This is a genomic window from Martelella lutilitoris (assembly GCF_016598595.1).
Taxonomy (GTDB): Bacteria; Pseudomonadota; Alphaproteobacteria; order Rhizobiales; family Rhizobiaceae; genus Martelella; species Martelella lutilitoris_A.
On sequence record NZ_CP066786.1, the window covers coordinates 612,171 to 636,384 of the forward strand.

General features: G+C 62.2%; 21 protein-coding genes. 5 read left to right on the top strand and 16 right to left on the bottom strand.

Features of this window, described 5'->3' with window-relative positions; genetic code table 11:
* Positions 1-340 precede the first annotated feature (340 nt).
* The 3 genes from JET14_RS02870 (at position 341) to JET14_RS02880 (ending at position 3,072) form a co-directional block, all read left to right on the top strand.
* Positions 341-760 (top strand): RrF2 family transcriptional regulator, encoded by a 420-nt coding sequence (locus tag JET14_RS02870; protein ID WP_200336715.1) that lies wholly within the window; start codon positions 341-343, stop codon positions 758-760.
* 16 nt (positions 761-776) lie between these two features.
* The gene (gene copM / locus JET14_RS02875) at positions 777-2,234 is read left to right on the top strand and encodes a CopM family metallochaperone (RefSeq protein WP_200336716.1); all 1,458 of its coding nucleotides are present in this window, start codon (positions 777-779) and stop codon (positions 2,232-2,234) included.
* Positions 2,235-2,382: 148 nt separating this feature from the next.
* Positions 2,383-3,072: an NnrU family protein gene (locus tag JET14_RS02880; protein WP_200336717.1), complete on the top strand. Its 690-nt coding sequence runs from the start codon at positions 2,383-2,385 to the stop codon at positions 3,070-3,072.
* Positions 3,073-3,150: 78 nt separating this feature from the next.
* Here the strand turns inward: JET14_RS02880 and JET14_RS02885 are convergent, their stop codons facing one another.
* The 7 genes from JET14_RS02885 to JET14_RS02915 form a co-directional block, all read right to left on the bottom strand.
* Entirely contained in the window at positions 3,151-3,930 is a 780-nt protein-coding gene (locus tag JET14_RS02885) for an ABC transporter ATP-binding protein (protein ID WP_200336718.1), read from the bottom strand.
* Positions 3,927-4,964, bottom strand: a complete 1,038-nt coding sequence (locus JET14_RS02890; RefSeq protein WP_200336719.1) for a FecCD family ABC transporter permease — start codon at positions 4,962-4,964, stop codon at positions 3,927-3,929. The genes JET14_RS02885 and JET14_RS02890 overlap by 4 nt, the downstream gene beginning before the upstream one ends.
* On the bottom strand, positions 4,961-5,977 hold the full coding sequence (locus JET14_RS02895; protein ID WP_200336720.1) for an ABC transporter substrate-binding protein: 1,017 nt from the start codon (positions 5,975-5,977) through the stop codon (positions 4,961-4,963). Before JET14_RS02895 ends, JET14_RS02890 begins: the two co-directional genes overlap by 4 nt.
* A 225-nt stretch (positions 5,978-6,202) precedes the next feature.
* The gene (locus JET14_RS02900; protein WP_200336721.1) at positions 6,203-7,282 is read right to left on the bottom strand and encodes an ABC transporter ATP-binding protein; all 1,080 of its coding nucleotides are present in this window, start codon (positions 7,280-7,282) and stop codon (positions 6,203-6,205) included.
* A gap of 5 nt (positions 7,283-7,287) precedes the next feature.
* The gene (locus JET14_RS02905) at positions 7,288-8,175 is read right to left on the bottom strand and encodes a carbohydrate ABC transporter permease (RefSeq protein WP_200336722.1); all 888 of its coding nucleotides are present in this window, start codon (positions 8,173-8,175) and stop codon (positions 7,288-7,290) included.
* Positions 8,172-9,005: a carbohydrate ABC transporter permease gene (locus tag JET14_RS02910; protein ID WP_200337971.1), complete on the bottom strand. Its 834-nt coding sequence runs from the start codon at positions 9,003-9,005 to the stop codon at positions 8,172-8,174. Before JET14_RS02910 ends, JET14_RS02905 begins: the two co-directional genes overlap by 4 nt.
* A 138-nt stretch (positions 9,006-9,143) precedes the next feature.
* On the bottom strand, positions 9,144-10,388 hold the full coding sequence (locus tag JET14_RS02915) for an ABC transporter substrate-binding protein (RefSeq protein WP_024706221.1): 1,245 nt from the start codon (positions 10,386-10,388) through the stop codon (positions 9,144-9,146).
* A gap of 230 nt (positions 10,389-10,618) precedes the next feature.
* On the opposite strand from JET14_RS02915, the gene JET14_RS02920 reads away from it, so the two are divergent.
* Positions 10,619-11,623 (top strand): LacI family DNA-binding transcriptional regulator, encoded by a 1,005-nt coding sequence (locus tag JET14_RS02920; RefSeq protein WP_024706220.1) that lies wholly within the window; start codon positions 10,619-10,621, stop codon positions 11,621-11,623.
* A 34-nt stretch (positions 11,624-11,657) separates the two neighbouring features.
* Entirely contained in the window at positions 11,658-14,018 is a 2,361-nt protein-coding gene (locus tag JET14_RS02925) for a GH36-type glycosyl hydrolase domain-containing protein (protein ID WP_200336723.1), read from the top strand.
* A gap of 73 nt (positions 14,019-14,091) precedes the next feature.
* Here the strand turns inward: JET14_RS02925 and JET14_RS02930 are convergent, their stop codons facing one another.
* From JET14_RS02930 to JET14_RS02970, 9 genes are all read right to left on the bottom strand, one after another.
* Positions 14,092-15,123 carry an ABC transporter ATP-binding protein gene (locus JET14_RS02930; RefSeq protein ID WP_200336724.1) on the bottom strand — a complete coding sequence of 344 codons (1,032 nt, stop codon included), beginning with the start codon at positions 15,121-15,123 and terminating at the stop codon, positions 14,092-14,094.
* A gap of 4 nt (positions 15,124-15,127) precedes the next feature.
* Positions 15,128-16,747 (bottom strand): FAD-dependent oxidoreductase, encoded by a 1,620-nt coding sequence (locus JET14_RS02935; protein ID WP_200336725.1) that lies wholly within the window; start codon positions 16,745-16,747, stop codon positions 15,128-15,130.
* A gap of 4 nt (positions 16,748-16,751) precedes the next feature.
* A complete protein-coding gene (locus JET14_RS02940) occupies positions 16,752-17,594 on the bottom strand; it encodes a carbohydrate ABC transporter permease (protein ID WP_200336726.1) in 843 nt (280 codons plus the stop codon).
* On the bottom strand, positions 17,591-18,490 hold the full coding sequence (locus JET14_RS02945) for a carbohydrate ABC transporter permease (RefSeq protein WP_200336727.1): 900 nt from the start codon (positions 18,488-18,490) through the stop codon (positions 17,591-17,593). The genes JET14_RS02940 and JET14_RS02945 overlap by 4 nt, the downstream gene beginning before the upstream one ends.
* Before the next feature lie 97 nt (positions 18,491-18,587).
* Positions 18,588-19,826 carry an ABC transporter substrate-binding protein gene (locus JET14_RS02950; protein ID WP_200336728.1) on the bottom strand — a complete coding sequence of 413 codons (1,239 nt, stop codon included), beginning with the start codon at positions 19,824-19,826 and terminating at the stop codon, positions 18,588-18,590.
* A gap of 36 nt (positions 19,827-19,862) precedes the next feature.
* The gene (locus tag JET14_RS02955) at positions 19,863-20,903 is read right to left on the bottom strand and encodes a LacI family DNA-binding transcriptional regulator (protein WP_200336729.1); all 1,041 of its coding nucleotides are present in this window, start codon (positions 20,901-20,903) and stop codon (positions 19,863-19,865) included.
* Between the two features lie 135 nt (positions 20,904-21,038).
* Entirely contained in the window at positions 21,039-21,860 is an 822-nt protein-coding gene (locus JET14_RS02960) for a carbohydrate ABC transporter permease (protein ID WP_200336730.1), read from the bottom strand.
* Entirely contained in the window at positions 21,860-22,732 is an 873-nt protein-coding gene (locus JET14_RS02965) for a carbohydrate ABC transporter permease (RefSeq protein ID WP_200336731.1), read from the bottom strand. Before JET14_RS02965 ends, JET14_RS02960 begins: the two co-directional genes overlap by 1 nt.
* A 144-nt stretch (positions 22,733-22,876) precedes the next feature.
* Entirely contained in the window at positions 22,877-24,199 is a 1,323-nt protein-coding gene (locus JET14_RS02970) for an ABC transporter substrate-binding protein (protein WP_200336732.1), read from the bottom strand.
* Positions 24,200-24,214: the final 15 nt, after the last annotated feature.

Genomic DNA, 24,214 nt, shown 5'->3' on the forward strand with positions numbered 1-24,214 from the left:
GCGTATCGGTCTGGTTGCCCCCGAACGCCGCCGTCATGGATAGCGCGATGGCCGGAGCGCGCCCGCTTCCCTCGGGGCCATGTCCGCAGGATCGGAGATTGTCGGCGCGTCCGGGCGACCCGAACATCTTTCCGATCTGACCCGCCATATCGGTCAACTCCCCAGCGCCTTCAGTGCTTCCGCCTCGCGGATCAGGACCGGTGATTGCGGTCCCTCGAACATCTTCTCGGCGCGAGGTATGTCCTGAGCACATATGAGGGCTGTCAAAGAGTCTTGTTGTCAACAACCGTCATAACCTGTAATTGGTATTTTAAATGACAATTGCAGGTTATGATCGTCCATGCGTCTGACAAGCTTCACGGATTACGGACTTCGCGCTCTCATGCGGATGGCAAGCGACCCTGGCCGGGTGTTCTCGACGGCGGAGATCGCCAAAGAGTTCAACGTCTCCCGCAACCATCTCAACAAGATCATGCAGCGGCTTGCCCATCGCGGGATCGTCGATACCCGAAGGGGGACGGGCGGAGGCGCGGTGCTGGCGCGTCCCGCCGCCGACATCGGACTTGGCGAAATCATTCGGCTTCTCGAGGAAGATCAGTCTCTCGTCGAGTGCTTTTCGCCGACCGGCGATTGCAGTGTCACGCCGGTCTGTCGCCTCAAGCATACGCTTGCTGCCGCCGAGGCAGCTTTTCTGGCCGAGTGTGATCGCAAGACACTCGCCGACATTGCCCTGCCGGCCTCGAAGCCGGCAATTGCCTGACTAAAGGAGGCACAGAATGTTCTCATTCAACCAACGAACAAGCCGGATCCTTGCGGGGCTCCTCGGGCTGTGCGCCGCACTGGTTCCGGTCGCGGCCTCGGCCCATGTGAAGTGGTTTGCGCCCTATATCGTCGACGCGGCGCCGGCGCCGCTCACGCGGACGCTGAGCGATCCCTATTTCTGGACCGGGATAGCGCTGGTCCTCGTCTTTTTCATCGCCGCGCGACTGATCGAGCGCAGTGCGGCCGGTGCCGCCACGCTGGATGCGATGGACCGGGTTACCGATCCGCTCTGGCAGCGCCTCGACGCCTTTGTCCGCATCGTGGTTGCCGGCTTCTTCGTGGCGATCTTCGCGGTCGGTGGTATTTATCTGACGCCCGATCTGCAGACGCCTGCCGAGTGGGTCAGCTGGCTGCAGCTTCTGATCGCCGCCGGCATCGTATCGCGCAAGACCATGCCGCTGTCCGCAGCGGGCATCATCTTCCTGTGGGTCCTCGCGCTGCGTGATTACGAGTTTTTCCACCTGCTCGACTATCTGGCGCTCGGCGTCGCGGTTGCGGGCTATCTGGTGCTGGAGAGTTCCAGCCAGCCGGAATGGCGCAAGCATCGTTTCGAACTGTTGCGATGGGGCGTGGCTATCGCGCTCATGTGGTCGAGCCTCGAAAAATTCGCCTATCCGGAATGGTTCTACCCGCTGGTGGTTGAAAAGCCCTTCCTGACATTCGGCATTCCGCGCGACATGTTCATCCCGATGGCCGGCATTGCAGAGTTCACCATGGGCTTCGGACTGCTGGCGACGCCGCTCATCCGCAGGCTTTCGGCGATTGCGCTTTTCGTGATCTTCAATGCCGCCGTCTTCCCCTTCGGTCGGATCGACCTTATCGGCCACGCGCTGATCATGGCGATTATCGTCGCAATCGCGGTCGACCATACCCGGGAGCTGCATTTCTGGGGCTGGATCCGGCGCTCGCTCATCGGCGTCCCGCTCGGCCTTGCCTCGGCGCTGGTGATTTTCGCAACCGCCTATTGGGGCCTTCATGCCGCCTTCTTCGGCCCGGACGCGCAGACCATGGCGGAGTTGCGCACCGAACAGGCCGAGATGGCAACCCACACCTTCTCGCTTGAGCATCCGCACGGACCAATCGCTTCCCCGGATATGAGCGGGGACGATAGCGGGCAGGGGGGTGAAGCCCCGGACGCCGGCACCCTGACGGTGAGCGAAGCCTATGAACAGTCGATGATGGGCATGCATGAAGAGATGATGGAAGGCCTGCGTCATGACGATCCGGACGTGGCCTTCGTGCTCGGCATGATACCGCATCACCAGGGCGCGATCGACATGGCCCGCATCCAGCTCGTCGCCGGATCGGATCGCACCAATATGGCGCTGGCGCAGCATATCATTGCGGAGCAGCAGAAGGAGATCGACGCGATGCGCGCATGGCTTCGCCAGCGCGGCATTGAAAGCGAATGATGCACCGGTCACAGGTTGGCGATCGAGGAGGCGGGGGCGATGCGCTCGCCTCCAGGCGCCTTGTGTGGGGGGAAATGGTGGCCCTGCCGCCGGTATCACCCCCGTCGGCGATGAATCTCATCTTTCGTCGGGAGACGGGACCCAGGACATGACGAATTTTCTGCTCGCGATCCTTGCTTTCCTTCTGGCTCATGTGGTTCCGCCGGCGCCGCCCGTGCGCGCCCGGTTGATCGCCCTCTTCGGGCGCCGTGTCTATCTCACGCTTTATTCTCTCGTGTCGATCCTGCTTCTGGTCTGGATCATCGATGCGGCGCGACATGCGCCGTTGATTTTCCTCTGGTATCCCGCGCCCTGGCAGGCCCTTGTTCCGGTGATCGCGATGCCGTTCGCCTTCTGGTTCATCGCCGCAGGGCTTGCGGCGCAAAACCGGCTTTCCATCACCTTCCGGCGCAGTGGCGAAGCGGGTTCGCAAGGCCCGATCACCGCCATCACCCGCCACCCCGTGCTCGTCGGTTTTCTGATCTGGTCGCTCGCGCACATTCCGCCGAACGGGGATGTTGTGTCGCTGATCCTGTTCGGCGGCATGGGGCTGCTTGCCCTCGCCGGAACGGCAGTGCTCGACCGCCGGACGCGGCGTCGGCTCGGCGATGCCGAATGGGCGGCTATCCGCGCGCAAACCTCCATCGTGCCCTTTCTGGCAGTGCTTGAAGGGCGCGCGCATCTGCATGCGGACCGTAACTTCTGGCTCTGGACCGGCCTGGGGCTGGCCTTCTATGTCTGGTTCCTGTTGCAGGGCCACCGCCTGCTGATCGGCGTCGACCCGCTGGCCTGGCTCTGACCGCTTGCGCCGCGGAAAATGAACGGCATTATCCCGTAACCCGCGAGAAACCGGGACGCTACGCCGGGAGACGGCGATTCAGACCGCAGCGTTGTCGCCCGTGCGGAAATGGACCTGCGGGTGACCGTGATGGGGCGAGATGCTGACAGCGGCAGCGACGCGGAAAACGCTCGCGATCAGCTCTTCCGTCAGAACGGTCTCCGGCGCACCGGAGGCGATCAGCGCGCCGTCCTTCAACACGATGATCCGGTCGCAGAACATCGCCGCGAGATTGAGATCGTGAAGCGCCACGATGCTGGTGAGGTTCAACTGACGCACGGTCTGCAGGATCTCGATCTGGTGATGAATGTCGAGATGGTTGGTTGGTTCGTCGAGGAACAGAACCTGCGGGCTTTGTGCCAGCGCCCGGGCGATGTGGACGCGTTGCCGCTCGCCGCCGGAAAGCGTCTGCCAGGACTGGTGCTGAAGATGGGTCATGCCCACCTGCCGCAAGGCTCCGTCCACCGCCTCCTGATCGCTTGCGCGCCAGCCGGAAAGCGCCGAGCGGTGCGGCGTGCGCCCGAGCCTAACGACATCGCGCACGCTGACATTGGTGTCAGTCGCAGCACTTTGCTGGACGAAGGCGACGTTGCGCGCCACTTCGCGGCGCGGCACGTTGGCGATATCGCGGCCCTGAATTTCCACCTGGCCGCTCAGCGGCTGCTTCAGCCCCGCAAGCAGCCTCAGCAACGACGATTTTCCCGAGCCGTTCGGGCCGATCAGGCCGAGGGTTTCGCCCGCGCGAACAGCAAGGCTGACATCCCTGACGATGGTCTTTCGCTTCACGCCCCAGCAAAGTTTCCTGGCAATAACGGTCATGTCTGCGGCCTCGCGCGATAGAGGATGATCGCGAAGAAGGGGACGCCGACCAGCGCGGTGACGACGCCGATCGGTACGGTCTGCTGCGCGACGATGACGCGCGAGGCAATGTCGGCGATCACCATGAAGACCGCGCCGAGAACGGCGGAGGCCGGCAAGAGCCGCATATGCACCGGGCCGACGACATAGCGCGCGGCATGGGGAACCACCAGACCGACGAATCCGATGGCACCGACCTGGCTGACGATGGTGGCCGTCATCAGTGCGGTCACGGCGAACAGGACCAGCCGGGTGCGTGCGACCGGGATGCCAAGCGCCGCCGCATCCTCATCGCCGAAGGTGAAGGCATCGAGCGCCCGCGCCATCAGAAAGCAGATCGCAAGGCAGAGCAGGAGCACGATCGCCAGAAGGTGGAATTGCGGCCAGCGCACGCCGCCGAAACTGCCGAGCATCCAGAACATCACGCCGCGCGCCTGCTGGGCGCTGGCAGACGTTGTGACGATATAGGCCGTCAGCGCATTGAAGAGCTGCGAGGCCGCGACCCCGGCAAGAATAGTGTGGTTGGGACCGCTGGTTGCGCCATTGGAAAGCAGGGCGACCACCGCAAAGGCGGCAAAGGCGCCCACGAAGGCGCCGAGCGAAAGCGAAACGGCACCGGCGCCGATACCCAGAACGAGGACGGCAACGGCGCCGGTCGAGGCGCCTGCGGAGACGCCGAGCACGAAGGGCTCGGCCAGCGGGTTGCGCAGCAAGGCCTGCAGGATCGTCCCGCAGATCGCGAGCCCCGCGCCGCACAGTGCGGCGACGAGGCTGCGGCTCAGCCTGAGGTTCCAGACCACGCTCGCCTCGATCTTCGGCACATCCGCAGCCGTCAGCCCGAACTCGTTGGCGACCGTCAGCAAAACGGTCCTCACCGGAATATTATACTCGCCGATCGCGGTTGCCGCCGCGATCGCTACGACAAGCACAAGCGCGGAGACGGCCAGAAGCAGGAAAAGCCGCATTCCGGCGCCGATGTCCGTGGCCGTTCTCATTCGCCGCTGTCGAACGCCTTGATCTGCCGGGCGATCTCTTCCGCGCCGTAGAGCGTGCGGATGCTGGGGTTCATCGCAGCGCCGCTCATGACCACGATCCGGCCATTCTGGACGGCCTCCATCTGGCTCACCGTCGGGTCGTTCTCAAGGAACGCGATCTTGTTCTCGGCCTTGTCGAGATCCCAGCGGTTGCGGTCGACCTGGGTGGCGACGATGATGGTCGGATCGGCGGCCATGATGCCTTCCCAGTTGAGCGTCGGCCATTCCGCCTTGGTATCGAGCGCGTTGCGGCCGCCCAGAAGATCGGCAATGAAGCCGGAGGGGCCGTTGCCGCCGCCGAGATAGGCGTCGTCGGCCGCCGAAGCGCTTGAGAACCAGAACAGGAAGGTCAGATCGTCATTCTTCGGAAATTGCTCGCGCAGCGCGGCTTCGCGCGCCTTGAAGTCGGCAATCACCGCGTCTCCGCGTTCCTGAACGTCGAAGATGCGGGCGAGATCGTCGATCTCCTTGTAGAGAAGGTCCATGTTCCACAGCTGATCCCGGCTGCCATAGGCATCGCCCGTATCCAGTGATGTGGAGCAGGCGCTGGGGGCGAGGTAGGTCGGGATGCCGAGGTCCTCGAAATCGCCGCGCTTGGCAACCCGGCTGTCGGGACCCATCAGCGTTGTCAGCATCGCCGCGACGAAATCCGGCTGCTGCTGCAGAACCGCTTCAAGCGTCGGGAATTCGACGGTCAGCGTCTCGACCTTGCCGTTGGCCTCCGCCAGTTCGGGCAGAACATCATTCGGCCAGAAGGCGCTTGCGGCCATCCGGTCTTCAAGGCCAAGCAGCAGCATGATTTCCGCGCTGTTCTGGCCCAGTGCCACGGCGTTCTCCGGCGCTTTCTCGAAGACGACCGTTTCGCCGCAATTCTCGATCTCAAGCGGATAGGATGTGGGGGCGGCGAAGGCCGGAACCCCCGCAAATCCGGTGATCATGAAGCCAAGCAGGCCAAGTCTTTTGGTCGTGTTCATTTCGGGTCCAGTGCGCTTGCAAACATTGGACCGCGTTCTAGGATCGCCGACTTCTCAAATCAAGATAAAAAAACTCATATTTTCTCACACCGTACGTTCCGCTGCCGAAAGCCCCGGCGCGGTCCGCCGCGCCGGGCTGAAGAAGGAACCGGGCTGTTGCGTCCCGACGCGCCGCTTCAATAGGCTAGAGCGGCCTTTGTGCGTCCGAATGAACGCACGGCTACTCTAGAGGCGGGCCCCTGTACTTTCCTCAAAGAAGGAGGCCTTGGCGACATCGACGGTGACGGAAACGGTTTCGCCGACGTCGCAATGATCTTCCTGGCTCAGTCTGTGGGAAAGCGTGACGCCCTCGAAATCCGACCAGGCGAGAATGTCGCTGCCCATGGGCTCGACCAGCGAGACCGTTCCGGTCCAGGCCGCATCACCCTCCCGGGCAAGACGCAGATGTTCCGGGCGCAGGCCGAGCGTCGCCTTCTGGCCGTCCTTGACCGCGCCTGCGAAGGGATATGCGCCGACATCGAGGCGGAAGCTGCCGGACCGGAACACCAGGCCGCCATTCTCCGCTGCAAAGGCGCCGGCAATCTTGTTCATCGCCGGTGAGCCGAGGAAGGTGCCGACAAACTCGTTGGCCGGCTTGTTGTAGACGTTGAGCGGCGTATCGAGCTGCTGGATGATGCCGTCCTTCATCACCGCGATCCGGTCTGCAAGCGTCAGCGCCTCGATCTGGTCGTGGGTCACGTAGATCATCGTGGAGCCCAGCGCCTTGTGCAGTTTCTTGATCTCGAGCCTCAGTTCGGCGCGAAGCTTGGCATCAAGGTTCGAGAGCGGCTCGTCGAAAAGGAAGATATCGGCGTCGCGCACCAGCGCCCGGCCGATGGCGACGCGCTGCCGCTGGCCTCCAGAAAGGGCCGATGGCTTGCGGTCGAGCAGGTGCGTGATCTGCAGAAGTTCGGCGGCCCACGCTACCTTCTTTTCGATGTCGGCTTTCGGCACACCCGCAATCTTCAGCCCGAACGACATGTTCCGTTCGACGCTCATCGTCGGATAGAGCGCATAGGACTGGAACACCATGCCGATGCCGCGGTCCTTGGGATCGACCCAGGTCACGTCCTTTTCATTGAAACGGATCGTTCCGCCGCTGACATCGGTTAGGCCGCCGATCGCGTTCAGCAGCGTGGACTTGCCGCAGCCCGAGGGGCCGAGCAGGACCAGGAATTCGCCGTCCCTGATTTCAAGGTCGAGGCTTTTGACGACATGCACGCTGCCATAGCGGATGTCGAGGTTTTGAATGGCTACAGAACTCATGGGACTTATCCTTTTACGGCGCCGGAGGCGATGCCGCGCACGAACCAGCGGCCGGAAACCAGATAGACGACAAGCGGGACCAGCGAGGTCAGAATAGTTGCCGCCATGTTGACGTTATAGGCGCGCTCGCCCGTGGTCGTGTTGACGATGTTGTTGAGCTGGACCGTCATCGGCAGGTTGTCGCGACCGGCAAAGACCAGGCCGAGCAGGAAGTCGTTCCAGATCGCCGTGACCTGCATGATGACCGCGACGATGGTGATCGGCACAGACATGGGCAGGATGATCGAAAGGAAAATCCTCCAGAAGCCGGCGCCGTCGATGCGGGCGGCTTTGAACAGCTCCATCGGCAGGCCCATGTAGTAATTGCGGAACAGCAGCGTCATCACCGGCATGCCGAAGATGATGTGGGTGAGCACGATGCCCGGGAGCGAGCCATAGATGCCGGCCTGCGCGTAAAACCGCACCAGCGGGTAGATGAACACCTGGTAGGGAATGAACGAGCCCATCAGGAGGCAGGCGAACAGAACATTCGCCCCCTTCACCCGCCAGAAGGACAGGGCATAGCCGTTGACCGCGCCGAGCAGGATGGAGAGGATCACGCTCGGGATCAGGATCTTCACCGAGTTGAAGAAGCCGACCTGAAGGCCGGTGCAGTCGAGCCCGGTGCAGGCGCTCGTCCACGCCTTGATCCAGGCATCGAGCGAAAAATTCTGCGGCAGCGCGAAGATCAGCCCGAGGCGGATCTCGTCCATGCTCTTGAACGAGGTCACGAGCATCACATAGAGCGGCAGCAGGAAGAACAACGCGACGAAGAAGAGAAAGCCATAGACGCCGAAGCGTCCCCAGACGCGTTCTGCCTTCACCGGTCGCTTTGAGACGGATTTCTGCGTCATGACGCCCTCCCGTTCCTGCGGAAATACTGGGAATAGAGAACCGGGACCATGATCAGCAGAACGGTGATCAGGAGTACGGTCGAGGCGGCGGTCGCAAGGCCGATATTGGCGCGCTCGAACAGGTTGTCCATGATGAACTTGGCCGGCACCTCACTCGCCGTGCCCGGTCCGCCATTGGTCATGGCGACGACAACGTCGTACATTTTCACGATCGAGATCGACAGAAGCACCAGCGAGGTGATGATCATCGGCCGGAGCATGGGCAAAATGATCGAAAGATAGACGCGCCACGGCGGAATGCCGTCGATGCGGGTCGCCGACCAGATCTGGGTGTCGATGCCGCGCAGACCCGCCAGAATGAGCGCCATCACCAGCCCGGAGCCATGCCAGACCGTGGCCAGAATGATGGCGTAGAGCACCTTGTCCGGATTGACCGTCCAGTCGAGCACGAAGTTCGGGAAGCCGAGATCGCGCATGGTCGCCTGGATGCCGAGGTCGGGATTGAGGATCCATTGCCAGATCAGGCCCGCGACAACGAAGGACATCGCATAGGGGTAAAGGAAAACAGTCCGGAACAGGCTTTCGGCGCGCACATTCTGGTCGATGAAAATGGCCAGCAGCGTGCCGAGAACGAAACAGATCAGAAGAAAGAAGAAGGCGATGACCGCCAGGTTTTCCAGAGACGTGATCCAGCGTGAGGTTTCGAAAAGCCTCGTATACTGGGCGAAGCCGACAAAGTCGTCCTTGGGCAGAAGCCGCGAACTGGAAAATGACAGCCGGACGGACCAAAGCATCGTGCCCAGATAGGCAAAGACGACGACGATGGCCATCGGCAGCAGGGCGATATAGGCAAACAGGTTGCGCCTGATATGCCGGGTGAAGGCGGCGGCGTGCAACGGAACCTCCCTTGAAAACGGGAAGGAAACCGCAAGGGTCCCCTTCCCGCATGATTGTTCCAGATGGATGGATCAGCCGTTGAGGGCCTGGTCGAAGCGTTCGACGGCCTCGTCGACCGACATGTCGGTGTTCCACAGTTCGGTCACGACATCCTGGACCGAGCCGTAGATGTATTCGGCCATCATCTGCGAAGCGTCGGGCGCCTGGCGGCTGGGATCGGACATGATCTCAAGGCCGAGCTGGGCGCAGGCGTCGAGCTTGGAGGCATCGACGTCGGATCGGATCGGGATGGAGCCCTTCAGGTTGTTGAATTCGACCTGGGTTTCCGGATCCGTCATGACTTCGACGAGCAGGCGCTGTGCCTTGATCTGTTCGGCATCGTCGGTTTTCGGGAAGACGAAGACGTCGCCGCCGAGAACGTAGGGACTGTCGGGACGCAGGCCCGGAATGCAGCCGTAATCCGTGCCGATTTCCTTGCCGGCCTGCTTGAACTCGCCCTTGGCCCAGTCGCCCATTACCTGGAAACCGGCCTCGTCATTGATCAGCATGGCGGTCGTGTCGTTCCAGTTACGCCCCGGCGATGCGGCGTCGACATAGGGTTTCAGCGCGATGAAGGTTTCGATGACCTCGCGGAATTCCGGCGAATGGATGGCGTCCTCGTCCTTGTCGGCGTAGACCGCCTCCCAGAGCTGGCCGCCGCCGACATTGGTCAGCATCGCCGAGAACAGGGAGTTTTCCTGCCAGCGCTGGCCGCCAAGTGCCAGCGGCGTGATGCCGGCTTCCTGAAGCTTGTCGAGCGCAGCGAAGAATTCGTCCATGCTTTCGGGCGGGTTCTCGACGCCGGCCTGTTCCAGCGCGTCGACGGAATACCAGAACCACAGCGGCATATGGATATTCACCGGCGCGGCGTAGTACTTGCCGTCGATCTTCACGGCGTTGACGATCGGCGCAGGCAGGATCTCATCCCAGTTGTTTTCGGTAGCCACGGCGTCGATGTCGTTGAGCAGGCCTTCCTCGACGATCTCGTGATACTGCTGCGAGGTGTTGAAGAGCGCCGCCGTCGATGGGTCGCCGCCGATGATGCGGTTGATGGCGGCGCTGCGCGCGGCCGAGCCGCCGGCAACAGCGCTGTCCTGCCAGTTGCCGCCATTGGCGTTGTAGGCGTCGGCGAAAACGCCGATCGCGGCGGATTCGCCGCCCGATGTCCACCAGTGGATGACTTCGGCATCAAGCGGTTCCTGGGCGCCGGCAGCGCCGGACATTGCCACGGTCAGCGCTACGGCCGATGCGGTCACCGCATTCTTCAGAATAAACATATGTCCTCCCCAAAGGGTCGTCTGAGGGACCAGATGGTCCGGTCAAAAGTGCTTCGATCTCAAAATGGGATCGGTTCCAATTACAACGGCAGGCACTTGATTTTGTCAATGGTTCCTGCAAAAAAAGATGAGAGCTCGACCTTGAAGATATTGTTTTTGACCAAAACCCGTTGAATAATAACATGATATGGCGTTATCGCCGGGCAGAAAGGGTGGAGGGGAGTTCAGGTATGGCGACAGTGAAAGACGTTGCGAGGCTGGCCGGCGTTGGTTCGGGCACGGTCTCCCGGTATATTTCTGGAAACGGTTCCGTTTCAAGTAAGGCGGCAGAGAAAATCGAACGTGCGATCAAGCAGCTCAACTACCGGCCCAACAGCATGGCGCGGTCGCTGTCGTCGCGCCGGTCCGATCTGATCGGGGTCTGGGTGCCCTCCCTCGAGGGCCCCTATTACCACATGATCATCCGCGCGGTGGAGCAGGAGCTCAGGCTTCACAACAAGCACATGATTCTCGCCAATGCGGAGGACGCCCAGTCCGATGCCGACCGTCGCGCGCATTTTGACTATCTGGTCAACCGCGACTGCGACGGCATCCTGATGTCCTGTTCGCTTCAGGGAACGTTCGAGCTGGCGCGGACATCCGAGCATTTTGCCAATCTGGTGCTGCTCAACCATCAGGCCGATGCTCTGGCCGGTCAGTGCTTCTTTATCGATCACGAACTGGGCGGGCGGCTGGCCGCGCGGCATCTTGTCGAGCTTGGCCACGAACGGATCGCGGTGATCACCGGACGGCTTTCCGCGCAGGATGCCCGCCAGCGCCATGACGGATTCCTGGACGAGATGGGCAAGCTCGGCCGCTCCATCCCGAGTGATTATGTGGTCGAGGGCGCTTTCAGCTATGCCGCCGCAGAACGGCTGGTCCGTTCCTTCCTCGACATGAATCTCGACTTCACGGCCGTGTTCTGCGGAAACGACAAGGTGGCCATGCTGCTGATTTCGGAACTGAACAATCGCGGCCGCTCGGTTCCGCGCGAGGTTTCGGTCCTCGGTTACGACGATGTCGATTTCGCCGCCTACACAGCCCCGCCGCTCAGCACTATTCATGCGCCGATCGAGGAGATGGCCCGTTCGGCCTGTCGGCAACTGCTCAATCTCACCTACGACATGGACCTTCCGTTTCAGGAGCGGTTCGAGCCCTCGCTCTCAGTCAGGCGCTCGACGGCCGCACCGGACTGAAGGCGCAATACCAACACCAACGCACGAGTGCAGGATGACTTCCTTCATCGAGAACGGACAACGCTTCCGCCTGACCGATCCGACGCTGGCGCCCAACGCCGCCAGCTATCTCTGGAACCGCAAAATGATGATCCAGATGAGTGCGCGCGGCTACGCCGTGAGCCAATATATGGATCCCGAGCCGCGCAAATACGCGCATGTTCCCACCATCGCCGCGCAGACCTTCATGCAGCCGGAACAGGATTATTTTCCGCATCACCCTGGCCGCTTCTTCTATATCCGCGACAATGAGACGGGGAAGTTGTTTTCAGCACCCTACGAGCCGGTGCGGGCGAAGCTCGACCGCTTCAGCTTCGAGCCCGGCCTTTCGGACATTAGATGGGTGATCGAGAAGGATGGCGTGCGCGTCGAGTTGCGGCTCGATCTTCCGGTCGAGGACGTCGCGGAAATCTGGTCCGTGCGGATCACCAACCTGACGGACGGAAAGAAAACGCTTTCCTTCGTTCCGTTTTTCCCTGTCGGCTATTCTTCATGGATGAACCGGGGCGGACATTTCGACGCTGACCTAAACGCCATCGTCTGCACCAGCGTGACGCCCTATCAAAAGGTCGAACAATACTTCAAGAACAAGCACTTGAAGGATATTACCTTCTTTGCCGCAGACCGAAGGCCCGACCATTTCGAGGTCGCCCAGTTTGCTTTCGAGGGCGAGGGCGGGCTGCACAATCCCTCCGCCCTTCAGGATGGCGGCCATCTCGCCGGCGGGGATGCCAGCTATGAGAATCCGGCCGGTATCATGCAATGGGATCTTGCTCTGGACGCCGGTGCGACCGAGGATTTTCGCTTCGTCTTCGGCCCGGCCTTCGACAAAGCCGAGATATCGGCCCTGACGGCGAACTATCTCTGGGGCGCTCTCGAGCCGGTGCGGCAGGAGTATGACTGCTATATCCGCTCCGGCCTCGGCACTCTCGCGCTTCGCTCGCCCGATGACGACTTCAATCACTTCGTCAATTACTGGCTGCCGCGCCAGGTCTTCTATCACGGAGACACCCACAGATTGACCACGGATCCGCAGACCCGCAACTATCTCCAGGACGGGCTCGGGATGATCTTCATCGCGCCGGAGAGAACGCGTGCGGCGCTCCTCAGGACCGCCAGACAGCAGTTCTTTTCCGGCAAGGTTCCGGACGGTATCCTGCTCAGGCCCGATACGGAGCTGAAATACATCAACCAGATCCCGCACACCGATCACGCCGTCTGGCTGGTTATCGCCGCCAAGGCCTATATCGAGGAAACCGGGGATCGGGCAGTCCTCGCCGAAAGCATCGCCTGGGCCGATAGCGAGGAGGAGGCGACGTTTTATGAGCATGTGACGCGGGCGCTACGCTTTCTCGCCGGCGAGGTCGACGAGCGCAATCTGCCCTATATCGCACAGGGCGACTGGTGCGACCCGATGAACATGGTTGGCTACAAGGGCAGGGGCGTTTCCGGCTGGCTGGCCGAAGCCGCAAGCTATGCGATGACGACCTGGGCCGATATGTGCCGCGCTGAAAACGACAGCGAGGCTGCGGACTGGCTGGAACGGGAAGCCGGGAAGCTCAACGACAGCATCAATCATTATCTCTGGGATGGAAAGTGGTATGCCCGCGGCATCACCGATGACGGCGTTGCGTTCGGCGTTCAGACCGACAGCGAGGGCCGGATTTATCTGAACGCCCAGAGCTGGGCCTTTCTCGCCGGGGCGGCGGACGGAGACAAGCGGGCCAGCATGCTTCGGGCGATCGATGAGCAGCTCGACACGCCCTATGGCGCAGCCATGTTCGCTCCCGCCTACACGGCAATGCGCGACGATGTCGGCCGGGTGACGCAGAAATGGCCCGGCAATGGCGAGAACGGCGCGGTCTATAATCACGCCGCCGCCTTCTATGCGGCATCGCTCTACCATATCGGCGAGAATGACCGCGCCTATGCCGTGCTGTCCAAAATGCTGACGCGCCCGGAGGCAAAGGACATTGCAACCCGCGGACAGCTGCCGCTTTACCTGCCGAATTATTATCGCGGCGCCTATTACCAGTATCCGCGCACGGCCGGCCGCTCAAGCAACCTGTTCAACACCGGGACCGCCTCCTGGTATTACCGCCTGGTCATCGAACGGCTCTGCGGTCTGCGCGGCGACGGCGACGGCGTCGTCATTGCGCCGCAACCGCCGGCCGAGTGGGAGTCCTACCAGTTCAGCCGGACCTTCCGGGGCGCAACGTTTGACGTCGAGGTCAAAAAGGATGCGACCTTGGACAGTCCTGTCATGGTCGTGGACGCCGAGACGCTTGGCGGCAACAGGATCGAACGCATCGATGCCGGAAAACACTATTCAATCCTGGTTCGACTTCCGGGCTGAAACGGCATCGGGCGGAAACGGAGTCGGGAGCCTCGCTGCTCCCCGGCTGATCCTGCGCGCCCTCCAGCGCTGCCTATTCTATCCGGTTTCCGTTCTCCCGGAAGGCGTGGATACTGTCCCGGCGGGCCGAAAGGGCAATCCGGGAACCCGTCGCGATCTCGGCGCCGGCCGGCTGTTCCAGTATGACTGACCCATGGCCCTCGACGTCGGCGTGAACCAGCCGTGCATTGCCCAGATATTCGGTAAGCCTGACACGGGCTGCCAGCGCGCCTTCTCCATCCGGCGCGATCGTCAGGCTGTCCGGGCGAATGCCGCAGTAGCGGGCGGAACGGTCCAGCCGAAAGGCCGCGCGCAAACCCTCGAAGCTGCCGGTCAGTTCGAAGATGTTCATCTTCGGTGCTCCGATGAACTGCGCGGCGAAGAGATTTTGCGGACGCTCGTAAAGATCATGCGGCGTGCCGACCTGTTCGATCCGGCCATCACGCAAAAGCACGATCTTGTCGGCGAGCGTCATCGCCTCGACCTGATCATGGGTCACGTAGATCATCGTGCGTTTCAGTCGCTCGTGCAGTTCCGAGATCTGGGTGCGCATATGGACCCTGAGCTCTGCATCGAGGTTTGACAGCGGCTCGTCGAACAGGAAGGTTTCCGGCTCGCCGACGATGGCGCGGCCGATGGCGACGCGCTGGCGTTGGCCGCCGGAGAGTTCGCGCGGATAGCGCTCGGTGAGCTTTTCGAGCTGCAGCATGGTAACGGCTTCGCTCACCAGTTCCTCGATCCTGTCGGCCGCCACCTTGCGAACCTTCAGGCCGAAGGCGATGTTCTCCTTCACCGTCAGGTGCGGATAAAGCGCGTAGGACTGGAACACCATGGCGACCCCGCGCCTGGCGGGGGCGATGTCGTTCATGCGCGTGCCGCCGATCTCGAGCGTGCCGCCGGTGATGTCCTCAAGGCCGGCGATCATCCTGAGAAGCGTGGACTTGCCGCAGCCCGACGGCCCGACGAAGACGCAGAATTCGCCGTCCTCGACGGCAAGATCGATGCCCTTGATGATCTCGACCGAACCGTAGGATTTGCGGATGTCTTTCAGTTCAAGCTTCGCCATAGGTTTACTCCACGCGCCCGAAGAGCTCGAGCCTCGGGGTTTCACGAATATGCTGCGGCCATGCGAGCGGCACCTCGAAACGGCTCGTCAGGAGATGCTGGAAATCGGCAAGCCGATCGGCCGTCTCGCGCACGCCGCGCGGGCGGATATCGTTCTCGATGCAATAGGCGGCCAGTGCGCCGACGCTTTCGCCGATGTTCCATTCCACCGGATGAAGCCGATAGCAGCCATTGGTAAGATGGGTGGTGCCGATGTTCTTGCAGGCCGGGAGGAGGTTTTCGACCCGTTTCGGAATCAGGCTGCCAAGGGGGATCTGGAACGGCCAGTTGGCGATGTCGACGTAGTTGCGCGGCGCCGTCGAGGGGTGCAGGTCGATGCGGTAGGAGCCGACGCCGACGGAGTCGGCAAACTGTTCGGCGCCGGTGAGACCCTTGCGGGCATCGATGCCGACATGGTTTTCCGTGACCGTGAACAGCGCCTTGATGCGGCGGCTCTCGCGGATGTAGGGGGCGATGGTCAGGCCGTCGAGCGTACCCATCACGGCGCCCGCCGGCTTTAGGCCGCGATAGCCGTAGCCGCCGTCATGGCGCGGGGCCTCGGTCTGCATCCAGTAGAGCATCGACAGCGACAATTGCCGCGCGCCCTCCAGGTGTTTCTCCGCTTCTTCCGCTGAAACGCCCACCAGCGGACCGCCGCAATAGTCGATCTGCGGCCAGTTGACGAGGCAGATGTCGGAGTTATAGCGGTTACCGACATGGTGCCTGCGGTAAAAAATCCGGCGGTAGTGCCAGTTGTCGGGCGCGAATTTCGCATCGCTGTCGCCGACGAAGAGCGGCCGGTTGTCGGGCTCGAGCGTCACCGGGTTGGGGCCGATGAAGGAGAGCTGCCGGTCCGGCCAGAAATCGAGCTTGAAGTCGCGCCAGATATCATAGTCGCGCGGCCGCGCGATCGTGTGGTCCTCCTCCGGATGATAGCTCATCGCGAAGCACCAGCTGACCGCCTGCTGGTCAAACGGATTGGCAGCCCCCGCAAGCGCTGCGGGCTCGCCGGTCTCGGCCTGGCTTTCCGCGCCGATGACGTGCTCGACATTGCCGAGCGCGAGAAGATCGCCGAGTTCTGTGGCATCGATGAAATAGCGGCCGGTCAGGACCATCTCGCCATATTCGAAAGAGCGCACGGTGACCGCCGTGAAGCGGTCGCCGTCGGTCTCTGCCGCGACCGGCTTTGCCGACATCAGCACGGTCAGCCGACCGGTCGCAAACCATGGCGCCAGAAGCGCCTCGATCGCGGCGACGCCCGCGCGCGGCTCGGCGCAGAGCGGCGAGACATTGCCGCTGCCCGGATTGAGGTTTTCATCCGCGCGCGCCTCGTCGGTCAGCGGGTAGTTGCGCCTGTAGTAGTCGCGCATTTCCGCGCGCAGTTGCCGGTAGCTTGCCGTCGAACCGTCGCTTTCGATCCATGGGTTTTCGTCCGGCGGCACAGCCTGGGTGGTGAGCTGGCCGCCAAGCCATTTGAACTCCTCCGTCAGGATGACGCTGCGGCCGAGCTTGAGTGCCGCAAGCGCTGCGGCCACCCCGCCGAGACCGCCGCCGATGATCACGATATCGCTGGTGAGTTCCTTCATTTTGTTATCCTTTCACGCCTGACAGGGCGAAGCTTTCGACGATCTGGCGCTGGGCCAGAATGTAGACAATGAGCATGGGAATGACGGCAAGCGCGGTGGCCGCAAGCTGCAGGTGCCAGAGCGGCAGGCCGTAGGTGTCGGTGAAGTTGGCGAGCGCCAGGGGAAGCGTGAAGAGCTTGATGTCGTTCACGAAGACCAGCGGCTCGAGGAAGAGGTTCCACGAGAACAGGAATGTGATGATGCCGACAGCCGAGAGCGCCGGCTTCGACAGCGGCAACGCCACCTTGAAATAGACCCCGAAGCGGGTGAGCCCGTCCATCCGGCCGGCCTCTTCCAGCTCCTTCGGCAGCGCCAGGAAATACTGGCGCATCAGGAAGGTTGCCATCACGCCCTGCGAGCCGAAGAGCGGCAGCAGGATCAGCGGCATATGGGTGTTCATCAGGCCAAGTTCGCGCATCAGGAAGAAGTTCGGAATGATCGTCACCTCCTCCGGCATCATCAGCGCCGAGATCAGCAGCAGCAGCACGAGCGCGCTTCCGGCAAAGCGCAGCCGCGCCAGCGCGTAGCCCGCCATCGAAGACAGGAAAAGCGTCAGACCGGTCACGAGGACGGCGATATAGAGCGAGTTGAAATACTGCCTTGCGAAAGGTTGGTAGGCGAAAACCTCGGAAAAGTTCGACCAGTGCGCGGTTTGCGGGATGAGCGAGGCCGAGGAGAACACGTCCGCCTGTCCCTTTAGCGCGCCGGAGAGCATCCAGATGAAGGGAAAGACAAAGGGGATGGCGAGGGCGGCGAGGCCGACGACCCAGCATATGCGGGTGATTTTCTGTTCCAGCCGGTAATTCATTTGCGCGCCGCCTTCAAGAGCATCTGCAGGATGGTGAGCGCCAGGATCAGCACGAAGAGCACGACGGCGAGCGCCGAGGCATAGCCGGTGTTGAAGAACTTGAAGCCCTGTTCGTAGATGTAGAAGGCGAGCACCAGCGTGGCGTTCTGCGGTCCGCCGCCGGTCATCAGGTAGATATGGTCGAAAACCTTCAGCGAGCCGACGACGGTGATCACCATAATCACCAGCGTCGTTGGCGCCAGAAGCGGCCAGGTAATGCGGCGGAAGATCTCCCAGCCATTGGCGCCTTCGAGCCGTGCCGCTTCTTCATAGTCGCGCGGGATGGTTTGCAGCGCCGCGATATAGAGGATCATGTTGAGCCCGACAGTCTTCAGGACGCGGGTGACGATGACGGAGGCCATCGCCCAGTTCGGTTCGTGCAGCCAGTTCGGCCCGTCGACGCCGACGACCGAAAGCGCCTGGTTGACCGCGCCCGATTCATGCTGGAGCAGGAAGGTCCAGATGATTGCCCAGGCGACGGCGGAGGTGATGACGGGCGCGAAGAACACGGTGCGGAAGATGACGACGCCGCGCATCGGCTTCGACAGCGCCAGGGCAAGGCCGAGCGCCAGCGCCATATTGAGCGGCACGAGGCCGGCCGCGAACACCAGGGAATTGCCGAGCACGTGCCAGAACGTGTCGTTCGCGGTCAGCGCGTCGACGTAATTGTCCATGCCGACGAAGCGGGATTGCTGGCTGAGCAGGTTCCATTCCGTGGTGGAATAGTAGAACACGGCGATCAGCGGGCCGACGAAGAAGATCAGAAAACCCGTCAGTATCGGGCTTACAAAGAGCCATCCCGCGATTGCCTCGCGCGTTCTGAGCGTCAGGGATGGCCCCGTTCTGGCAGCGGACATGGTCGCTTCCTTTGCGGGCGGTGTTGAATGCAGTTCTCTTCTCCCCGCCGGGAGTGCCGGCGGCGAGAATTGTCTTTCCGGAAGGTATTGCGCCCTCTCAGAGCAGCGGCTGGATATCCTTGCACAGCTTGGTCATGGTCGCCTGAATATCGGCGTCCTCCGACCACAGCGCATCGAAATCCGGCCGCGCCTCAGCTTCGATCTGCGGAAAGCGCTCATGGCTCGGCAGAACCGATCCGGTCTCGATGCCTTCGGCAACGATTTCCATCTGTTCCGGCGTCACGGCCGGGTTGCTCGAAAGAAAGCTTTCACTTTCCAGCACGGATTTGCGCGCCGGCGGGAAGAAGGCGGCCATGATCGCGACATTGTCCTTGTTGGTCATGTAGGCCAGGAATTCTGCCGCAAGTTCCTTGTTCTTGCCCTGGGCAAAGGCAACGACGCCGGCCTGGCCGATGGTGGCGGCTTCGCCGGCGGGGCCGGCGGGCAGCGGCGCGATGCCCCAGTCGAAATCGACATCGGCAAGCTTCGAGACGCGGGAAATCTGCGCGACCGTCAGCGCTGCGTTGCCGGAAAAGAAGTCGCCCTGTTCGCCGGGCGGTACGGCGGAGCCGTCTGCATAGACCATATCGTGGAACAGCTTGACCGCTTCGACCGACTGTTCGCTGTCCAGCCGGCAGGTGCCGTCCGTCCAGGCATCGCCGCCATGAGCGCGGATGATGGGGATCAGGTTGTGCCAGACGCGTGCGCCATAGCCCTGGCCATCGACCGTCTCGTAGCCCCAGACGCCGGCATCGGCATCGCGCAGTGCGGCGGCGTCGCTTTTGAGCTGGTCCCATGTCCACGAGCCGTCTGCGGCGCGTTCGGTGGGTGTCTCAAGGCCAGCAGCGTCGTAAAGCGACTTGTTGTAGTAGACGATGAAGGGCGAGGTCGAAAACGGCACGCCGTAGACGGCGTCATCCTTGACCCAGAGGCCCATGGCCGGTTCGGAAAGGTCGCCATAGTCGTAACCGTCCGTACCGTTCAGAGTATCGCCGACATCGGCCAGCACGCCGGCTTCGACGAAGGCGGGCGCCGAGTTCTCCAGAAGCCAGCCGAGATCGGGCGGGTTGCCGCCGGCAAGCTGCAGCGTCAGCTTCTGCACATAGTCGCCGAAGGGGATAGTGTCGAACTGGACGGTGACGTCCGGATGGGTTTCGGCGAAACCCTCGGCGATGCCGTTCAACATATCGAGATGGGCCTGGCTGCCGGTCCAGACGGTAAAGCGCAGATTTTCCGCGCTTGCCGCCGTACCCATCGCGCCGCACAGCGCCGTTGCGACGATTAACCGCTTAATCATTTGGTGTGTCATGATCTCATTCCTCCCGTTGTCAGATCAGATGGCTTTCAGTGTCTCCCCCGGCACGAAACCGCAGGGCAAGGTGGTGTTGGCTATTTCGGCCTCGGGTTTGCGGATGCGGGCAATCAGCTTTTCCACGGCCTGCTCGCCCATGGCTTCGCGCGGGACCGATATCCGCGTCCAGCGCTCCACATCCGCGGTCATGGTGAGCGGGGCTGCGAGCGCAACAACCGAAAGGGTTTCGGGTATGCTGCCGCCGCAGGCCGCGACCTGGCGTTCCAGAGCGGTTGCATGGGCGAAGGTTTCCGTCAGCACCACGGAATACCCGTCCGCCAGGCACCTTCTTGTCCATGCCGCGTCGAGCGCATCCGCGTCGAACCGCTCGACGGAAAGATCAAGGCCTTGCCGCCGGCTCTGGATAAACCCCTGTTCGCGGTCCTCGTTCTGTTCGCGCACGCGACTATTACCCAGGAACTTCACCTTGCGGTGCCCGAGAGCGGCGCAGCGGAAAACAACATCCTCGACCGCTGCAGCGTAGTCGGCCGCGACCCAATTGAGTTCTGCGCCATTGGCCACGCGCCGACCGACGGTGACGAAGGGAAAACCGGTCTCGTAAAGCCGCTTCAACTCGCTCTTTTCCGGCTCCTCGCCCAGCAGAATCGCGCCGTCGGCAACGCCCATGCGGTTTGTGCCCGCGGGAAAGATGCTGCGCGGCCCCTTGTCGAGCGAGGATGAGGTGAACAGCAGGAGATCCTGCCCAGTTTTCATGGCGCCGCGTTCGATGCCGAGAAGGAAGGGATAGAAGAAGTTCTCGCGGTCGGAGGGGAAGACGGCTTCATAGGTGAAGACGCCGATGATGTTGCGTTTTCCGCCTGCCAGCGACTGCGCCACGATATCCGGCGCATAGCCCAGTGTTTCCATGGCGGCGCGCACGCGCTTTTCGGCCTCCTCGCCGACACGGATGGTCTTGCCGGGCTTCGGCGAGATCACGGCGGAGACGACGGCGGTGGAGACGCCGGCCATCACCGCAACATCGCTTTGGGTTACGCGCTTCGCGCGCTTTTGCCCGGTCGTCACCGATCATCCTCCTAAAATGGCGTTGATTAAGCGTATAATCTAAATGATCGGTTCCGTCAATGGACGAGCGTGCGTCAACCTCTGAAATGGCTTCCTCCTGCTCGCAAGCCGTTCCTGTCGACAGTCGCGGGGCTTTTAGCCCTTCACCGCGCCCGCCGTCATGGAGCCGAAAATCTGCTTGTACATCATCAGGCCGATGACGGCCGGCGGCAGTGCGCCGATGATCATGACGGCGGAAGCCGTGCCCCAGTTTACGCCGCCGCCCGACGCCGCAAAGAAGAATGACGCGCCCACCGTCATCGGTACGGCCTTGCTGGTGGTCAGCATCAGGCCGAACAGGAACTCGTTCCAGGCGGTGATGAAGCCGAAGATGAAGGTTGTCGGCATTGCCGGTCTGACGACCGGCCAGATCACGCGTCGAAGGGTTTCAAGCGTCGACGCGCCGTCCACCTTGGCGGCTTCGTCGAGTTCTACGGGAACATCGGCAATGGCATTGACGAAAATGACGAGCGCCAGGGGAATGTTGACGATGGTGAGGATGAGGCCGAGGCCGATCCTGGTGTCGAGCAGCCCCAGCCATTGATACATCATGTAGAGCGGGATCGCGAAGATGATGAGCGGCACGGCCCTCAGATTGACAACCATCGGGAAGAGCACCCGGCGCCCGGTCTCTGAGCGGGCAATGGCGTAGGCGGCGGGGAAGGCGAGGGCCATTGCCAGCAGCGTTCCGATCAGGGCCGCCATCGTGCTGTTGAAGAGATAGAGCCAGATGTTGAACCGGGTCGTGTCCGTCAGCACCGACAGGTAGTTCGAAAGTGTCGGAGCGTTGATCCAGAGGCCGGCATTGGAGCTGATTTCGCGCGCGCTCTTGAAGGAGGTGATGAGCGTCACGATCACCGGAAAATTCATCGCGATCGCGGCAATGGCAAACACGATCCAGCGTAATGTCCTCGTCATCATGTCTTCTCCTTCCTGCGGCTGCCGAGCGCCGTCAGGGCATAGAGCACGACGAGCGAGGCGATGAAGAGAACGACCGAGGCGGCAACCGCCTTGCCGATGGCACCCTGTTTGAAGAAGGCCTGATAGATATAGATCGAGAGCGACGTCGTGGAGCCGCCTGCACCCGCGCCGGTGAGGGCATAGATATTGTCGAACACGCGGAAGCCGTCGATGAAGCGGATGAAAAACGCGATGATCAGCGTCGGCTTGATCAGCGGGAGCTCAATCTTCGTCAGCAGCGTCCATCCGCCTGCGCCATCGAGCGCGGCGGCCTCCCGCACATCGCTTGGGATGGCGGAATAGGCCGTGTGGAACAGCAGGAAGGCGAAGGGCGTCCACTGAAGCGTCTCGATGACGACCAGCGTCCTGAAGGCGTTGTCGGCGTCGAGAAAGGCCGGGCTGTCGCCGAACCACATCCAGAGATAGTAGGGAACGGGGCCTGCGAACTCGTGCAGGACCAGACGGTACATGAGGCCGACCATGGCGGGAGCCACCATCAGGGGCAGCATCAGCGGCGCCATCAGATAGGGTCTCTTGCCGAGAAGCGGGTTGAGGAAGATCGCCAGGAACAGGCCGATCAGGCATTCGGCGAGCGCGGTGATGATGCCGAAGCGCAGCGAAAACCAGGATGCCTGCCAGAAATAGCGGTCGCTCAACACGTCGAGATAGTTGCCGTATCCGCTCAATTCCGGCGCGCGCAGGGTTTCGAAGGTGACCGTCGATATCGAATAGACCAGGTTGACGATCGCCGGGAAGCCCAGAAAGAGCAGCAGGAATATGACGAGCGGGGACAGGAACAGCCGCCCTTCGCCGCGATTTACAAGTTGCATATGGTTCGCCGCCGTGGTTCGTCCGGTCATGCCGGAATACAGAAGGCTTTTGACCCGGAAGAAGCTCCCGGGCGCCGCCGTATGGGCCGGTCCGGGAGCAATCCGGCGCAGCCGCGATCGCGGCTGGCTCCTTGCCGTTCCGCCTTACGGGTTCAGCAGGTCCCGCATCTCGGCCTCGGTATTGGCCAGCGCCTCGTCGAGGCTTTGCTGGCCCGACCAGTAGCCGGTGAACTCGCGGGCCTGTACCTCGTAGATCGACAGCGCGTTGGCGGATGTCCCGCCATCCATCACATAGCCATACTGGCTGGCGAAGTTGCCGAGGTCCACCAGGTCCGGTCGGTCATCCGCGATCTTCGCGACCACATCAGGCATGAGGGCCGGAGAGCCGCCATTTTCGGCGTAAAGCAGGGCGGCGTCCTCGGTTGCAAGCCATTGCAGGAACCTGAGCGCCCCTTCCTTGTTCTTTGCGTTTTTGTTGAGGCCAAGTCCGAGACCGTGGATATGGTCCGCCCGGCCGTTCGGACCGGCAGGCGGCGCGACCACGCCGGTCACCTCGGCGACGGCAGGCGTCTTTTCCGGATCGGTCAGTTCGCCCGCGGCCGCATTCCACTGAAGGGCCGTCGCGACCTGGCCGGCAGCGAAGGCGGCATTGGTTTCCGCATATTCGTAGGAGAGCGAATCCTTCGGCGTAGCGCCCGCGTCGTAGAGCGTTTTGTAGAGTTCGAGACCCTTGCGATAGCCTTCGGAATCGATCGTGATGTTGCCCTCCGCGTCCCGCCAGTCGGCGCCGTAGGAGCGCGGCAGGGACTGGAAGACCATCATGTTGAACAGGAGGTTCTTCATCTGCAGCACCGTGCCGTAGCGCACGGGACTTGCCCGGTTGATGGATTTGGTGAAATAGAGCGCCGTTGCCGCCCAGTCATCCCAGGTCCATTCGTCCGCCGGCTTCGGCTCCATCGGCTTGCCGAGATACTCCTCCGCGATTTTCGAATATTCGGCCCTGGCATCCGCGTCGCCGAGCAGCGCGTCGAGAAGGTCGGTGCGGTAATACATGAAGTGGAGGGAGAGGTCCGTCGGAACGCCGTATTGCCGGCCCTCATACTGCATGGTTTCCAGAACGGCCTTGCCGAACACCGTTTCGGCGTCGTCGCCAAGGTCGATGGGCTCCATGTACGGCGCGTAGCGACCGATCGAATAGGCGGCGATCAGGTTGATGTCGAAAGCATCGGAGCCGGCCGCAAGGTCGGCCTGGAGCTTGTCGAAGAAGCCGTCGCGGCTGAAGAAGATCAGTTCGACCTTGTCGTCTTCGCGCGCGGTTTCGTTGTAGACGTCCGTTGCCGCCCGCAGCGCGGCTTCCTCCGAGCCGCCCGGCCAGCCGAGCACGGTTACGGTTGCATTGGCAATGCCCGGCATGGCCGTGCCGGCCAGAAGCCCGGCAAGGGCCATAATTGTCGTTTTCTTGATCATGTCGAGTTCCCTTCT

Excerpts from the sequence above, each read along its gene's own strand:
- JET14_RS02870 (WP_200336715.1), top strand. The coding sequence starts at position 341 with ATGCGTCTGACAAGCTTCACGGATTACGGACTTCGCGCTCTCATGCGG.
- copM (WP_200336716.1), top strand. The coding sequence starts at position 777 with ATGTTCTCATTCAACCAACGAACAAGCCGGATCCTTGCGGGGCTCCTC.
- JET14_RS02880 (WP_200336717.1), top strand. The coding sequence starts at position 2,383 with ATGACGAATTTTCTGCTCGCGATCCTTGCTTTCCTTCTGGCTCATGTG.
- JET14_RS02885 (WP_200336718.1), bottom strand. The coding sequence starts at position 3,930 with ATGACCGTTATTGCCAGGAAACTTTGCTGGGGCGTGAAGCGAAAGACC.
- JET14_RS02890 (WP_200336719.1), bottom strand. The coding sequence starts at position 4,964 with ATGAGAACGGCCACGGACATCGGCGCCGGAATGCGGCTTTTCCTGCTT.
- JET14_RS02895 (WP_200336720.1), bottom strand. The coding sequence starts at position 5,977 with ATGAACACGACCAAAAGACTTGGCCTGCTTGGCTTCATGATCACCGGA.
- JET14_RS02900 (WP_200336721.1), bottom strand. The coding sequence starts at position 7,282 with ATGAGTTCTGTAGCCATTCAAAACCTCGACATCCGCTATGGCAGCGTG.
- JET14_RS02905 (WP_200336722.1), bottom strand. The coding sequence starts at position 8,175 with ATGACGCAGAAATCCGTCTCAAAGCGACCGGTGAAGGCAGAACGCGTC.
- JET14_RS02910 (WP_200337971.1), bottom strand. The coding sequence starts at position 9,005 with ATGGCCATCGTCGTCGTCTTTGCCTATCTGGGCACGATGCTTTGGTCC.
- JET14_RS02915 (WP_024706221.1), bottom strand. The coding sequence starts at position 10,388 with ATGTTTATTCTGAAGAATGCGGTGACCGCATCGGCCGTAGCGCTGACC.
- JET14_RS02920 (WP_024706220.1), top strand. The coding sequence starts at position 10,619 with ATGGCGACAGTGAAAGACGTTGCGAGGCTGGCCGGCGTTGGTTCGGGC.
- JET14_RS02925 (WP_200336723.1), top strand. The coding sequence starts at position 11,658 with ATGACTTCCTTCATCGAGAACGGACAACGCTTCCGCCTGACCGATCCG.
- JET14_RS02930 (WP_200336724.1), bottom strand. The coding sequence starts at position 15,123 with ATGGCGAAGCTTGAACTGAAAGACATCCGCAAATCCTACGGTTCGGTC.
- JET14_RS02935 (WP_200336725.1), bottom strand. The coding sequence starts at position 16,747 with ATGAAGGAACTCACCAGCGATATCGTGATCATCGGCGGCGGTCTCGGC.
- JET14_RS02940 (WP_200336726.1), bottom strand. The coding sequence starts at position 17,594 with ATGAATTACCGGCTGGAACAGAAAATCACCCGCATATGCTGGGTCGTC.
- JET14_RS02945 (WP_200336727.1), bottom strand. The coding sequence starts at position 18,490 with ATGTCCGCTGCCAGAACGGGGCCATCCCTGACGCTCAGAACGCGCGAG.
- JET14_RS02950 (WP_200336728.1), bottom strand. The coding sequence starts at position 19,826 with ATGATTAAGCGGTTAATCGTCGCAACGGCGCTGTGCGGCGCGATGGGT.
- JET14_RS02960 (WP_200336730.1), bottom strand. The coding sequence starts at position 21,860 with ATGACGAGGACATTACGCTGGATCGTGTTTGCCATTGCCGCGATCGCG.
- JET14_RS02965 (WP_200336731.1), bottom strand. The coding sequence starts at position 22,732 with ATGCAACTTGTAAATCGCGGCGAAGGGCGGCTGTTCCTGTCCCCGCTC.
- JET14_RS02970 (WP_200336732.1), bottom strand. The coding sequence starts at position 24,199 with ATGATCAAGAAAACGACAATTATGGCCCTTGCCGGGCTTCTGGCCGGC.